Consider the following 14,455-nt stretch of genomic DNA (forward strand, 5'->3'; position numbering starts at 1 on the left):
CGGAATAGCCTGTCCCATTCCCGCTGTTATCCGTCTAGGCACCCACATTAGACAAACCTATAATATAGGTCCTCTCTTGGGCAAATGAGGCTTAAAAGGCCGGTATTTACTAAAAAATAGGTATTTAAGAGCTTATTTTAATAAAATCCTGAGTAAGGACGTCCAAAACAAAGGAATGTAACGTATATACATTACATTCCGCTTCGGCGTCTATATATATAAAAAGTCCTTCACATTAATTTTGCGAAGGACTTTTCCTTTTTATATCAATATAGGGTTCCTAGTTATTCCAAAATACCATCTACAATTCCGTAGGCGATAGACTCTTCGGCATTCATCCAAAAATCCCTATCAAAATCTTTCATCACTTTTTCTGCATCCTGACCGCAGTTCTCTGCTAAAATTCTAGCACTCAACTCCCTAGTCTTAATTATCTCCTTCGCCTGAATTTCAATATTTGAGGCCTGTCCCCTTGCTCCTCCACTAGGCTGATGAATCATTACCTGCGCATGTGGCTGAATAAATCGTCTCCCCTTCTTACCAACAGACAACAGAATAGATCCCATTGAAGCCGCCAATCCAGAACATATCGTGGAAACCGGACTTTTTAACCCTTTAATAGTATCATAGATTGCAAAACCGGAAGTAACATATCCTCCGGGACTATTGATGTACAACTGAATCTCCTTATTGTTCTGCATATCTAAATATAACAATCGATCAATTACATGCTTGGCGGAATCATCATCTACCATCCCCCACAAAAACACCTTTCTCTCTTCAAGCAATTTCTCGTCGATCGCTTCTTGTATCTTACCTTTTTTTGATCCCATTTTTAAATTTCTTGTTAAGTCTCAAAAATAATCAATTTATTATAAAAAACAGTCGCTAAATTAATCCTCACCTTCAATTTTCCCTGCAATCATCCCATATTTATTTTCAATTAAAAGTAAAAAGTAGGCTTAGCAAAGAATAACGTTACCAATTTTCCATTTCCATTAACATTCAAAAAGTTGAAAATGTGTTGCCAAGAGTTAATTCGATCTAGAATCCAAAGAAAATCTATTTTCCACATTCTGCCCAAAACCTATTATCTTTGGTAAAAATCAAAGATGAAAAAGCATATCATATTCGCAATTGGCCTAATTGCCTTTGTAGGTTGTAAGGAAGTAAAAAAAGAAGAAGCCAAGGAGCAGGAAAAAGAGCTATCCATTTTGGAGAAGGTAGCCCATGCCCATGGTTTTAAAAATTTTAAAAATGCAAAAGAAATAACCTTCACCTTTAATGTAGATAGAGACACCACTCATTTTCAGCGCAGTTGGCTTTGGAATACGGCAACCAACACTGTGGAGACCGATAATAATGGAGAAAAAATTACATACCATCGCAACAGTGTAGACAGCCTTACCGCAAAGGTCGATGCCGGTTTTATCAATGACAAGTACTGGTTATTGGCTCCTTTCAATTTAATATGGGACAAGGATAATTTCTCCTTTGACCACCAAAACAATATGCAAGCGCCAATTAGTAAGGCACCTATGCAGCGCTTAACCATAGTGTACGGTAATGAAGGAGGATATACTCCCGGTGATGCCTACGACTTCTATTTTGGTCCCGATTTTATAATCAAAGAATGGGTATTTAGACGTGGGAACCAAAAAGAAGCTTCCACTATCACCACATGGGAAGATTATGTAGATACCAACGGACTAAAAATTGCGAAAATGCATAAAAATGAAGATGGATCTTTTAAACTCTATTTCACAGATTTGAAAGTCAATTCCAGGGACCGGGAATAAGTAAGGGTCACTACCTTCTTCTACGGTGAAGCGCATAAGTAGCGGCCAATACCAGTACAGAACATATTAATAAGATAGTGAAGGTAAGGTTTAGAGAATATTTCTCTGCCACAAAACCCAATGCCACAGGCCCCATTAAAAATCCGGAATAGCCTGTACCTGCAATAAAAGAAACCCCTTTGGCGGAATCTATCCCCTTCACCGTCCCCCCAATCCGAAAGAGTTCTGGAATAATAACGGAAAAACCAAGGCCTACCAGAGCAAACCCGGCAATAGCCATATAAACTTCAGCGGTTAGTACCAAGAGGTAACCTACTATAGAAATAGCGGCGCCTATAGCTACAATTTTAATGGGACCTATTTTTGCACTAATACCATCCCCTAGAAACCTCCCCAAGGTCATCATCACTGAAAATGCCAAGAATCCAGAACCTATAAGTGCTTCTGGTGCCATCGTAATCTCCTGCAAAAACAAACCGCTCCAATCTACCACGGCACCCTCCCCTCCCATCACCATAAAAGATACTAGCCCCAAAATGAGCAAGGGCCTAAATAGCTTAAAACTAAAAGCTTCCCTTTCTATAGGGGCAGCAACAATATGTTTATAGTGTTTTTGAAAGATAATGTTCACTACCAGCACCAACAATACCGCATATAGCATGTGCAATGCGGGATTATTGATCCCAATTATAAGGAAACTACCCAACCCGGCCAGAACACCCCCTAGACTAAAGAAACCATGGGAGGCGGACATAAAGTTCTCACGGTCTTCTTTTTCTATCTCTGTAACCAAGGTATTCATCGCTATATCTGTTAAACCATTACTGGCCCCAAACAAAAAAAGAGCAGCCATCAAAGAATAATAATTAGGCGCCAGCAAAGGTAAGAGTGCAGAAACACAGCTTAATAAAACCCCGTACCAGGTGGCCTTTCCCACACCCAACCAATCTATAATTCGCGAGGCTATTGGAAAGATTACAAAAACCCCTAAAGCAAGAAAAAAAATGGCCACTCCAAGATCTGCCTTGTCAATCCCTAGTTTTTCTTTGACAGTAGGAATATATATCGCCCAAGTACCAAACAAAATATTAATACTTGCAAATACCCAAGAAGGACCAAAATATCTTGGATTGGAGAGGATTAAGCGCAATGACTTCATTATACTATATTTTGTTGGTTATTCATTTTTTACAAGTGATCAATAAAAGGCCTAGAATTAAAGTTTATCAAAAAGACTATCGTCCCCTTATCTGAGTATTCACATCTCACGCCTATCCTCTAAATCAACACCCAATATGCTGGTTTTCCAATAGTTGTGGTTTCTTCCTCGTAATTACATTTTCCCTTGATATTTTTTAAAACGTCGGAATTTATATCAGATTAATTTTGTGACTTCGGCTACGCGCAGTCACCATATATAAGGCGAACTAGCTCAAGTTCTTTTTCTCGGGCCTCAACCAGAGAGGGACTTCTTATTCGCCTCTCCTATCTCTATACTCACGTCTCACTTCTTATCCCCCAATACCCGATTTCAATACCTGACCAAAGCGGTACATATCTTCAAAGGAACAATAAAACGGAGCGGGTGCCAAACGAATTACATTGGGCTCCCTCCAATCTACAATAACCCCGTTATCCATAAGATATTGGAACAACGCTTTTCCCTGACCGTGAAGCAGCACGGAAAGCTGACAACCCCTTTCTTCTGGAGTAATAATTTGAAAATTGGCATTTGCCTCCTTCCCTATCTCTTGAAGGATAAACTCTAAATACTGTACTATGGTCTCTCTTTTTTGTATCAGTGCTTCCATTCCAACTTCTTCAAACATTTCCAAAGAAGCCAAATAAGGTGCCAAGGCAAGTACGGGCGGATTGCTAATTTGCCAAGCATCTGCATTCGCCATGGGTTGAAATTCCGGTTCCATTAAGAATCGGGTTTCTTTTTTTGTTCCCCACCAGCCTTCCAATCTAGGAATATCACTCCTATCTAAATACTGTTCATGGATGTATACCCCTGAAGCATTTCCTGGGCCGCTATTCATATACTTATAACTACACCAAGCTGCAAAATCTACCCCCCAATCATGGAGATGCAGCGCAATGTTTCCTGCACCATGAGCTAAGTCCCATCCCACCATAGCGCCTTGCTCTTTAGCCACCTGGGTGATTTCCTTCATGTTAAAAACCTGACCATTATAGTAATTTACACCACCAATAAGCACAAGGGCCAATTCATCACCTACCTCCTTAATTTTTTCTAGGATATCCTCTGTTCGCCAAAAGTGCTCCCCTTCCCTTTTATTTAAAGTAACGATAGCCTCTTTTGGATCCAGACCATGGAATTTCACCTGACTATTAAACATATATTGATCGGAAGGAAACGCTTTCTCTTCACAAATAATCTTAAATCGCTTTGGCGTAGGCCTATAGAAAGACACCATCAACAGGTGTAGGTTTACCGTAAGCGTATTCATCACCGTTACTTCTTGTGGCTTTGCCCCAACCACTTTTGCTAATGGTGCTGCTAGGCGTTCGTGATAATCCCACCAAGATTTATCTGCATGAAAATGGCCTTCCACTGCCAATTCTCTCCAATCCGTCATTATTTCATCCACATATTCTTGCGTCCTCTTTGGTTGTAGGCCCAAAGAATTTCCCGTAAAATAGATGACTTCCTTCCCCTTTACCTTAGGAAAGTAAAACTCATTACGGAATTTCCCTAAGGGATCCGCAGCATCCAGTTGTTGGGCAAACTTCAGTGAATTCTGAAATATCATATCCTATTTTTTTATTCAAAAATACAATTTACCAGGGCATTTCTTTTATACTAATGCTAAGTATTCCCTACTATTTCTTCAATCTAGACCTAATCTCATTTCAATCAGATGTTTTTTAAACCCCACCTTTTCGTAAGCCCTTATAGCAGGGTTATTATCCTCATAAACTGTTAGTCGCACTTCCTTTATCCCCTTGGTTTTAGACCAGGCTAACAAGGCATCTACTATACGTTTATTTACACCTTTCCCACGATACGCCTCGGCAGTATACATAAACCCTAAATAAGTATATTTCCTATGGTCTAAAAACGGTTTGGCATCTCTGATCACTCCAAAACCGGATCCCACCACTTCACCTTCGGATTCTGCAAGCAAAACGGTAGCATTATCTGCCAAAATCAGCTCCTTTAGGTCGTAATAACTAATAGGATCCGTATCTAAGGTAATGTCAAACGGCCTCTCTGCTTTAATAATTTGTTGTTCAAAATCTTTTAGGGTTTTTAAATCGGCTACTGTGGCCATTCTTATCGTAAATTGTTCCATGATCCTTATATTTGGAGCTCTAAATATACAAAGTTAAGCCCATGCATTTTTTATCGGCCCAATTGGAACACTATATTACCGACCATTCCCAACCGGAACCGGAAATACTTAAAAAACTCACCCGGGAAACCCACTTAAAAGTGATACAACCTAGGATGATCACAGGGCATTTTCAGGGGCGCGTGCTAAGCATGATATCCAAAATTAAGTCGCCCAAGAACATCCTGGAAATTGGCACCTATACCGGGTATTCCGCTATCTGTTTGGCCGAAGGTCTCACAAGTGATGGCCACTTACATACCATAGATATAAATGAGGAGTTAAACGCAATGCAGCGGCGGTACTTCGAAGAAAGTGGATTTGGCAAACAAATTACCCAGCATACTGGAGATGCTTTAAAGATTATCCCCACATTGGATGTCACTTTTGATTTGGTTTTTATTGACGCGGAGAAAGTGAGTTACGACCTTTATTTTGAAGCTTGTATAAAAAAGTGCAGACCGGGAAGCCTTATTCTGTCGGATAATGTGTTGTGGTCCGGAAAAGTAATAGAACCTCTGAAACCCAAAGATAAGGCGACTAAAACCCTAGTGGACTATAATAGGAAATTAATGGAAGATATAAGGGTAGAGACCGTGCTGCTACCGGTAAGGGACGGACTCACCTTAAGTAGGGTAGTCTAATGTAACAGTTTGCTAATGTGTTAATTGAGTATTGAGATGGTCTCAGTAATCAGGAATTCTTAGTGTTTCTATCCTTTATCTAATGGTATTGTCCTATGCATTAATTTTATTTTGGGCGTTCCCCTAGCGGGTCGCTCTTTCCGCTATATTTTTTTGTCGGTTAAAAAACCACCAAAAAAGATACCGCTGCAATAGCTAACGCATTTTTCAGTAAATAGTGGACAATAATCAGTGTGCTTCTAACTTTTATCTACTTGTATAATTGATTTAATTTTAAAGCTATTTTGGTCTTTCCCCTGGCGGGTCGCTCTTTTCGCTGTATTTTTTTTCGGTCAACTCTAATCCGGGAAGTACATTGCGATATGAGAATTGCGTCCCTCTTAATCGTTTATTGTTCAGTGTTTATTGATTTAACTGACCACAAAATAATGATTAAACCGAAACTGAAAACTTTCTTTGATAGGTTTTATAAAAAAGGATAGCAAAAAAAATTCCTACAACGGCTCCTACTATAAGGTCTAAGGGATAGTGTACCCCCACATAGATTCTACTCAGCACAAAAGTAAGGGGCCAAATATAGAATAGCCAACTCCACTTAAATCGGTGTCTTAGAAAAAGGAATACCGAGGTAGTTACACTAAATGAGCTGGAGGCATGTCCGGAAAAGAAACTGTAACTAGTGGGACTTTTTAAAATTCGGATAAGCGTATTTATTTCCTCTGTATTATTAGGCCTTAATCGGGCCACAAACTCCTTGGTAATACCAGTAAGCATGGCAACAACTGCCAAAGTAAGGATTACTGTACCAATTACCCAAAGGGCTTCTTTTTTGGAGTATTCTTTAATAACAAGATAAATAAATAGCAGAAATAAGGGAATCCAAGTAGAAAAATTGGTCACTATAGACCAAAATATATCATAATCTTCCAGACCCAGGCTATTTAAGTAAATAAAGGTGTCCCGGTCCCAGTTCAATACCTTCTCCAGCATATTACTTTCTCCTGATAACACCGGTTACGTCATCAACATTTTCTTTAACCTTGTTGATTTCGCCTTTTATATCATCAGCGATACTAGTATCTATACCTTGCTTTTCAGCACTTTTCTGGATCTCTTGTTTAATGTCTTCTGTGGCATCTTTTAACTGCCTCATCCCCTTCCCCAAGCCTTTGGCTATTCCGGGAATCTTATCTGCACCAAAAACCATTACCACGATAAACATGATAAAGAAAATTTCGGCGCCGCTAATAAATAGAATTATTGTGCTAAACATAGGACAAATATAATGAGAAGTTTTTCAGCTACATAAAAAATATGGTTAACTTTTTTACGCTGCCGAGGTTAAACAAAAGTAGCATTTATTTTGTGGAACAATGGGATAATTTGGAAATTTGTAGAGGTGTCAATTTGAAAATGAGAATTTAATGTAACAATGACCAATTGGTTAATTTGAAAATTAGGGTTTAATGAAACAATGCATTGATGTAGCATTTTGTTAATATGAAAATGTAACAATTGGGTGAATTTCCAGATTTGTTATTTTTCCAGAGAGGGAGGCTGTTTAATTAAGGATCATAATTCAACAGCCTCGCCTCATAAATTTTGCGACTTCCGCTCCGCCTACCTCCGACAGGGAAACCCAGTCACCGTCAGGTGACCTCATATATCGTTCTCTAACTCCGACCGAGTAGGCATCTCAATACTAACTACTCAATACTCAATACTAAATACTAAATACTAAAATACTACTCAACCTCATTCTCCCTGCGATACTCCACACTCCTACTCTTAAAATAATCCCAGATTTTAAGTTTATCCTTGGTGTCAACAACTGGATCGAAAGCGGGATCTACCTCACAGAAGTACAGAAAATCATCCACTTTGCTTTCTGGAATTTTTAGTACCTGCACAAAAACAGAATCGGGATAAAACTGTTTAACTCGCTCTGTACGGGCATAATCTTCATCTCTGGCCACCCTTTTTTTAAGCATCTTGGTGCGACCTGTAATAGCATTGATAAGGGGATTAAAGGGAATGCTGGTAAAGGTTCCCAATGTAAGGGGTCCCATAGAGGCTTCCCGTAACAACCTTTCGCTTTGCGTTAAGGGTTTTACATTGGAATTGGGCAGACCAAGGCCGCTAGCTGTTACCGGCGGTGGCACGTTTAACCGTTTCATATCCCTATTTAAATCCCCGGTAAGATTATATGGGGTTACCACCACCTCATCCAAAACAATATTGGTTTCTTCCAAGGCCACAGAAATAAATTTACTCTCCAAAATAGCGGCAGTGACCACCATGGTTTTTTTACGGTATTGAACGGCCGAAAATACAAGGGTATCGTTTAAATGGACCCCAATAGTAAAAAAACCATCCATATTGGTAATAGCTGCCCTTTTGGTAGTCGTATTTAAGACATGGGTGGCAGCTACGTCCCCATCAGAACTATATACCCTTCCTTCTAGATTTTTTTCGCCAAACGTCTGACCAAAAATAGCTCCGTTCAACATCAAAAAACAGAGCAAACACAGGTGTATAAAAAGGTTGGAGTGGTTTAGATCTCTTCCCATGGGCACTACTTCCATAAGCTCAATTGTCCTGTTTTACTCATTACGTGAAATTAGAAACTCCATCGCGGGCTTGCCCGACTTTTTCAGGCGGGCTTCCTTTTGTTAACGGTATTCATCGTTAGATACCTCATGGACGTACTCTTAAACAATAACCAAGACGCCTAAGTATGCGAAGTCGATTTTTATTTTTCTTCAAGATTTTTTAAATAGTCTTTGCTCTGGGTGACCAAGAAATCTATCAACTGAAACTCGTTTCGCTTCTGCAATAATTCCCTACCAGGAAGTTGCGTATCACAATACAATAGAAAATCATCTATCTTATCCTGTGGCAGCTTTAGATCTACCACAAAGAATCTATCGTCGTACACCTGTCTTAGTACTTCACTAACTTTAAGGGGCTTCCGTTCTACGGTATCACTATCGTCCTTAGTAGCCATTAACAAGGCTTTAAAAATATTGACGAAATTAATTCCGTCTTTCATACCCCTTTCCGTTTGGGAAAGAGAAATATTCTCTACTTCTGTTAAGCGGTCCGTTTCATACTCATATTCATTTATGAGCAATTCTTTACTCTTCACCTGAAGTAATTTTTCCTGATTTTCGGGCGTTACCACCACCTCATCTAACTCTGTAACCTTTTCGGTCACTTCTACTACCAAACGGTTATTGGCGAGTATTTCTGGAGTAATCTCAACCACTTTTAACTGATAGTTGACCGCAGTAAACACCAATTGGTCCCCAACCTTCACCCTAATGCCATATTCCCCCTTTTCATTGGTAATAGTAGCCATTTCAGTATTAACGTTAATTACATTCTGATTGGGCACGTTTACACTTCTATAGAGGACTTGCCCTCTTAGATATTGCCGATCATCGTCCTGGGAATACCCCAATGAAACTGTAAATAAAGCAAGTAAGAATAGGAGTTTAATTCGCATATTTTTAATTGATATTAGGTGTATTATTTTTTTAGCTAGATTGCCCACCACTAATTGGGGCAGTCCTTTAATATTTTAATTAAGATATAAAGAAATACTAAGTTTACCGCATACAAATACAATTCTTCACTAAACTTTTGTTAAGATAATATCCTTAGTAGGGACATTAGCAAAGATACCCTCCTATTTTGATAAGAGCCCTTAGAGGGGATGTTGAAATTGCTAAAACAAGATTATCTATAAATTCCGGAGATTCATTGTATTTTTAAGGCGAATTTTAGAAACCTTATGAAAAAACTATTGCTTGCCAGCACTTCCACTCTTTATGGACAATCCTATTTGGAGTATTTACTTCCCCAATTAAACGATTTCTTCTCCCATGCCACTACCATTACTTTTATTCCCTATGCCCGGCCGGGGGGGATTTCCCATGATGCGTATACCGAGCTAGTAGCTACTGCTTTTTCTAAAATCGATAAAAAGGTGGTAGGACTCCATGATTTTGAAGACCCCTTGGAGGGGATTGCCCATGCCGAAGCGCTTTTTACCGGAGGAGGAAACACCTTTCTTTTGGTGCAGCAATTGCACAATTTAGAACTAATGCAACCTTTACGGGATAAGATCAACCATGGAACCCCTTATTTGGGCACTAGTGCCGGAAGTAATATTGCTGGTCCCAGCATGAAAACTACTAATGATATGCCCATTGTACATCCCCCTACTTTTATGACGCTGGGAGTGGTGAACTTTAATCTAAACCCTCACTATTTGGATCCGGATCCTAATAGCACCCATAAAGGAGAAACTAGGGAAACCCGGATACGGGAGTTCCATCAGCTCAATACTACTCCGGTTATCGGTCTTCGGGAGGGAAACTATATCCTGGTGAATGGAAACCAGTCTACATTGAAGGGAACGGGAACTGCACGCATCTTTGAAGCAGGAAAATCCCCGTATGAAAGTAGCCAAATTCCTAACTTTTAAAAGGACTCCCCTGTTCAACAAGTAGTAACGTATTTTGTCCGATTATTCTCGTTTTGTGCGCATATAATTTTACTTTTGTTATTCCCTAAACTCGAGAACAAACCTTTATTATTTTTGACCTAAGCTAACGGTATTCCCTGTTTTTCTGCAAGGAGTATTGTGGCTTTCTGTACTTACCCATTACAGCTTATATAAGCTATAATGGGAAATAGTGGCTAAGGTAACCTCACTATGCCGTGGTTTATAATGTCTTGCATCACCTTGTGGTGTTACAAGATTAGTGAAAGGATAAAACACAATCTAGAGAATTATTGAGAACATGAAAAATATATTGCTAATAGTTTGCCTGTTATTGGGGATAGGAGTCCAGGCGCAAGTAAAAATCGGGGATAATCCGCAGAATATAGATCCTAGTGCTGTCTTGGAATTGGAAAGCACTTCTAAGGTATTGGTAATTACCAGGGTCACCACTGATCAAATGAACGCCATTACCCCACCTTCTGGCGCTTTGGTGTATAATACCGATTTAGGATGTCTACATTATTATAAAGATGCCGAATGGGTAAATGTATGTGATAGCGTGGCAGAACCACTCTCTATTAGTGCCGGAGACTCCACTATCGTAATCACGCCCAACAATAATGCTTACGAAATAACCGTGGGCGAAATTAGGGGGGATCAGATTGTAGACGCCACTATTTTTGGTCAGGATTTAGCCAACGGGTCCATAACGCAAGCTAAATTGGGACTTAATTCCGTTGGACCGGCACAATTACGGGAAAATTCTGTAGGCAACACCCAACTAGCGGAACTCTCTGTAGCTGGCGTAAATATTATAGACGGCACCGTGCAACCTAAGCACATGCAACCTGGGGGATTTAATCAATTGCTCTTTACCAATGATAAGGGACAGGTGTTGTGGGTAAGTAGAGAACAAATAGGAGCTACCATTGCGGACCAACAAACAATAAAAGGGAAAGGTATTGCTGCAGATCCTTTAAAGGTTGCAGACACGGTAATGCAGCGCATCGCTAAAAACGAAAAAGACCTGAACCTTAAGGAAAACCTTATAAATAAATCTGATAATACTAATTTAGGAACTTCGGACATAAAGTACCCTACTCAAAGGGCGGTAAAACTTTATGTAGACAATAAGTTTGATGAAATTGGCGGAGCCGTAGATGACAATCAGGAATTATCCTTAAATGAATCTAACATTTTAGCGATTGAGCGAGGTAACAGTGTAGATTTAAGCCTATATCAACAAAGCTTAACTAGATCTGGCAATACCATTTCTTTGTCCAATGGTGGAGGAAACATTGACCTAAGTGATCTTGGCGGCGGTGGCGGTGGCGGCGGTGAAGGCGGAGTAGATGGAGCCATTACCAAGGTAGAGCTCAATAACGCCAACTTGCAATTTACTGGAATTAATGGTGGTTTCTCTGGCGCAATAAATTTAGCTAATATGCCAGGTTATGGGGCTATTTCTAAGGTAGAATTAAACGGGAACAATTTAGTATTCACGGGTAATGGCAAAGCCTTTAATGGCACCATTCCACTACCCAGCGGAGGTGGTTCTGGGCTATATTTGGATGAAGGAGAGCTCTCTGGAGCAGGGACCGAATCTGACCCCTTAAGAATTAAACCTGCCGCAGGGACCTTGCAATATTTAATAACCGATGAAAATCAAGTAGTACGTTGGGAGCCCATACCTGAAGCTACCGGTGGCGGTAGTGGCACTGTAAAAGCGGATGGAAAAACTATAACTGGAACAGGTGCCGAAGGCAATGAATTTAGAATTAATCCCAATATCCCAGGCCGATTCTTAACAACAGACCCCATTAGTGGGGAGGTAGTATGGGCCGATTTACCCCCAGGCACAGGAGGCGGTGGTGGAGGTAATAATACGGTAGATCCAGATGGAATTACTATTATGGGGGATGGAAGTGTAGATAATCGGTTAAGAGTAAAACCAGGAAATCCAAATCAAATATTAAGGACGAACGCTGATGGTTCTGCTGTAAACTGGGTAGATTTTGTTTTACAGGGAGGAGAAAACGTTACAGTTGAAGGAAACGGAACTCTAGCCAAGCCTTATGTAATTAGCGCTCCGAACGGAGGTGAAGGAGGCGGTACCGAAAATCAGACGATTTCCGCTTTTACATTTAATGAGACTACTAATGAGCTAACCCTAAGCCTCTCGGGAGGAAGCACGGGTACAGCAGACCTTACCTCGCTGTCTGGCGGCGGCGGCGATACGCCAAATTTGGAAAGCATCTTAACAACTGGACAAAGTGCTGGCAGCAAACAAATAAAAGATTTACTTAATCCTACAGAGCCACAAGATGCTGCTACAAAAGACTATGTGGATAGTAGCACAAGCCAGCTAACCAATTTAGCTTTTGATAATACTAGTGGTATTTTAACCTTGACTAATCCTGCAACAGCGGGTAATAAGATTGATTTAAGTGGACTAGGTGGTGGTACTGACAATCAACAATTAACTTTGGAGGCGGGCAACATATTAACCCTTGAACGTGGAGGTTCAGTAGATCTATCGTCTCTAAATGGAGAGGGAGGTTCAGATGGCGCCATTACTTTAGTAGAACTTAACGATTCTAGTTTAAACTTTACTGGAAGTGGAAACGGATTTACAGGTTCCATCGATTTATCAGCGCTTCCTGGAGGGGGTGCTGATCAAGATTTGGCGAGTGTTTTAGCTGGTGGAACAGATGCTGGTGAAAAGCAAATTAAAAACTTACTAAATCCATCAGAGGCCCAAGACGCAGCTACTAAGGACTATGTGGATAGTAGCACTACACAATTAACTGATTTGTCTTATGATAATGAAAATCATATTCTAACGTTAACCAACCCTGCTACAGCAGGTAAAGAGATTGACCTTAGCGGATTGCTTGGAGGAAGTAATTCTCTAATTGTTGATGGAAGCATACTTACAGGAGAGGGAATTGAAGGAAATCCGTTGAAAATTGCACCCTCTTCTACGCCAGGACAAATACTAAAAACGGATCTTAATGGTGATGTTATTTGGGACGATCTCCCTGCTGGAACAGGGAATACGGTTATTACTGACGGAGAAACAATAAACGGAAATGGTGTGGACATTGACCTTAGCGTACCTACTGGCGGAATCACCACTTTACAAATCTTGGATGGGACTATCTTAAGTGAGGATATTTCGGACAAGACTATCGAATTGGCCAAAATAAAACCATTGAACGGGCCACTTTCATCTAATCAAATGTTAATAACCAATAGTGCAACAGGCGAGGTCGAATGGACACCTGTTAACGCAAGTGGAGGCGGCGAAGTCAATACGGGAATTAATATTGGAAGTGCAGGCATAGGCACCTATGTTGACAACCTTGGCTCGGTACTACAATTCAGGAACATCAACTCGGGAACCGGAATTGTTACCGTAACAGAAGATCCTGTAAACAATAATATAGACTTGGATATAGCCCCAACTTCCATAACCGGAGATAAGATTGCTAATGAAAGCATCTTAGCGCAACATTTCAACAATATGGGAGCTACCGACGGTCAAATCTTAAAATGGGACGCTACTGCAAATGCAGGTATAGGTGGATGGATTTTAGCAGAAGACCGTACCGACGGTTCCGGAATACAAAACTTAAACAATGGAAAAATTCTAATTGGAGACAATGGCAACAACCCTATAGAAATTGATATATCTGGAGACGCTACTCTAAACAACACAGGAGTTCTTACAATTGAAAACGAGGCAGTAACTACAGCAAAAATTGCTCCTAATGCAATAGAAACACAACATCTGAGTGATATGGGAGCTACGGATGGTCAGATCTTAAAATGGGATGCTACTGTAAATGCAGGTACAGGTGGATGGATTTTAGCAGAAGACCGTACCGACGGTTCCGGAATACAAAACTTAAACAATGGAAAAATACTAATTGGAGACAATGACAACAACCCTATAGAAATAGATATATCTGGAGACGCTACTCTAGACAACACAGGAGTTCTTACAATTGCTGATGAAGTGATTGAGACAAAGCACCTAAGCGACATGGGAGCTGCCGACGGTCAAATTTTAAAATGGGATGCTACTGTAAATGCAGGCCTAGGTGGATGGATCTTAGCAGAAGACCGTACCGACGG

At 40.3% G+C, this 14,455-nt stretch carries 12 protein-coding genes; 4 read left to right on the top strand and 8 right to left on the bottom strand.

The genetic code is table 11. The features are described from left to right. Positions 1–284: 284 nt before the first annotated feature. Positions 285–833, bottom strand: coding sequence for a ClpP family protease (locus G466_RS0110105; protein ID WP_026813556.1), 549 nt, complete (start codon positions 831–833; stop codon positions 285–287). 279 nt (positions 834–1,112) lie between these two features. On the opposite strand from G466_RS0110105, the gene G466_RS0110115 reads away from it, so the two are divergent. Next, a complete protein-coding gene (locus tag G466_RS0110115) occupies positions 1,113–1,799 on the top strand; it encodes a hypothetical protein (RefSeq protein WP_026813557.1) in 687 nt (228 codons plus the stop codon). Positions 1,800–1,809: 10 nt separating this feature from the next. Here G466_RS0110115 and G466_RS0110120 read toward each other — a convergent pair whose 3' ends face one another. The 3 genes from G466_RS0110120 to G466_RS0110130 all read right to left on the bottom strand — a co-directional run bounded on the left by G466_RS0110120 (position 1,810) and on the right by G466_RS0110130 (position 5,119). After that, positions 1,810–2,958 (bottom strand): MFS transporter, encoded by a 1,149-nt coding sequence (locus tag G466_RS0110120; protein ID WP_026813558.1) that lies wholly within the window; start codon positions 2,956–2,958, stop codon positions 1,810–1,812. Positions 2,959–3,310: 352 nt separating this feature from the next. Then, the gene (kynU, locus tag G466_RS0110125) at positions 3,311–4,576 is read right to left on the bottom strand and encodes a kynureninase (protein WP_026813559.1); all 1,266 of its coding nucleotides are present in this window, start codon (positions 4,574–4,576) and stop codon (positions 3,311–3,313) included. 78 nt (positions 4,577–4,654) lie between these two features. Next, positions 4,655–5,119: a GNAT family N-acetyltransferase gene (locus G466_RS0110130; protein WP_026813560.1), complete on the bottom strand. Its 465-nt coding sequence runs from the start codon at positions 5,117–5,119 to the stop codon at positions 4,655–4,657. Between the two features lie 41 nt (positions 5,120–5,160). Here G466_RS0110130 and G466_RS0110135 point away from each other — a divergent pair, with 41 nt between their 5' ends. Then, the gene (locus G466_RS0110135) at positions 5,161–5,802 is read left to right on the top strand and encodes an O-methyltransferase (protein WP_026813561.1); all 642 of its coding nucleotides are present in this window, start codon (positions 5,161–5,163) and stop codon (positions 5,800–5,802) included. Positions 5,803–6,234: 432 nt separating this feature from the next. On the opposite strand, the gene G466_RS0110140 is transcribed toward G466_RS0110135, so the two are convergent. The 4 genes from G466_RS0110140 to G466_RS0110155 form a co-directional block, all read right to left on the bottom strand. After that, a complete protein-coding gene (locus G466_RS0110140; protein ID WP_026813562.1) occupies positions 6,235–6,792 on the bottom strand; it encodes a phosphatase PAP2 family protein in 558 nt (185 codons plus the stop codon). Between the two features lies 1 nt (position 6,793). Next, a complete protein-coding gene (locus G466_RS0110145) occupies positions 6,794–7,075 on the bottom strand; it encodes a Sec-independent protein translocase subunit TatA/TatB (RefSeq protein WP_026813563.1) in 282 nt (93 codons plus the stop codon). A gap of 472 nt (positions 7,076–7,547) precedes the next feature. Continuing rightward, positions 7,548–8,387, bottom strand: a complete 840-nt coding sequence (locus tag G466_RS0110150) for a carboxypeptidase-like regulatory domain-containing protein (protein WP_229797134.1) — start codon at positions 8,385–8,387, stop codon at positions 7,548–7,550. 167 nt (positions 8,388–8,554) lie between these two features. After that, the gene (locus G466_RS0110155; protein WP_026813565.1) at positions 8,555–9,310 is read right to left on the bottom strand and encodes a hypothetical protein; all 756 of its coding nucleotides are present in this window, start codon (positions 9,308–9,310) and stop codon (positions 8,555–8,557) included. Positions 9,311–9,598: 288 nt separating this feature from the next. On the opposite strand from G466_RS0110155, the gene pepE reads away from it, so the two are divergent. Together pepE and G466_RS0110165 are read left to right on the top strand one after the other, a co-directional pair. Next, complete coding sequence (gene pepE / locus G466_RS0110160; RefSeq protein WP_026813566.1) at positions 9,599–10,294, top strand: dipeptidase PepE; 696 nt, start codon at positions 9,599–9,601, stop codon at positions 10,292–10,294. 319 nt (positions 10,295–10,613) lie between these two features. After that, positions 10,614–14,455 (top strand): beta strand repeat-containing protein (locus G466_RS0110165; RefSeq protein WP_026813567.1); only part of this gene is annotated, 3,842 nt, incomplete at its 3' end.

Origin of the sequence: Arenibacter certesii DSM 19833 (assembly GCF_000429545.1) — a bacterium.
Classification (GTDB): Bacteria; Bacteroidota; Bacteroidia; order Flavobacteriales; family Flavobacteriaceae; genus Arenibacter; species Arenibacter certesii.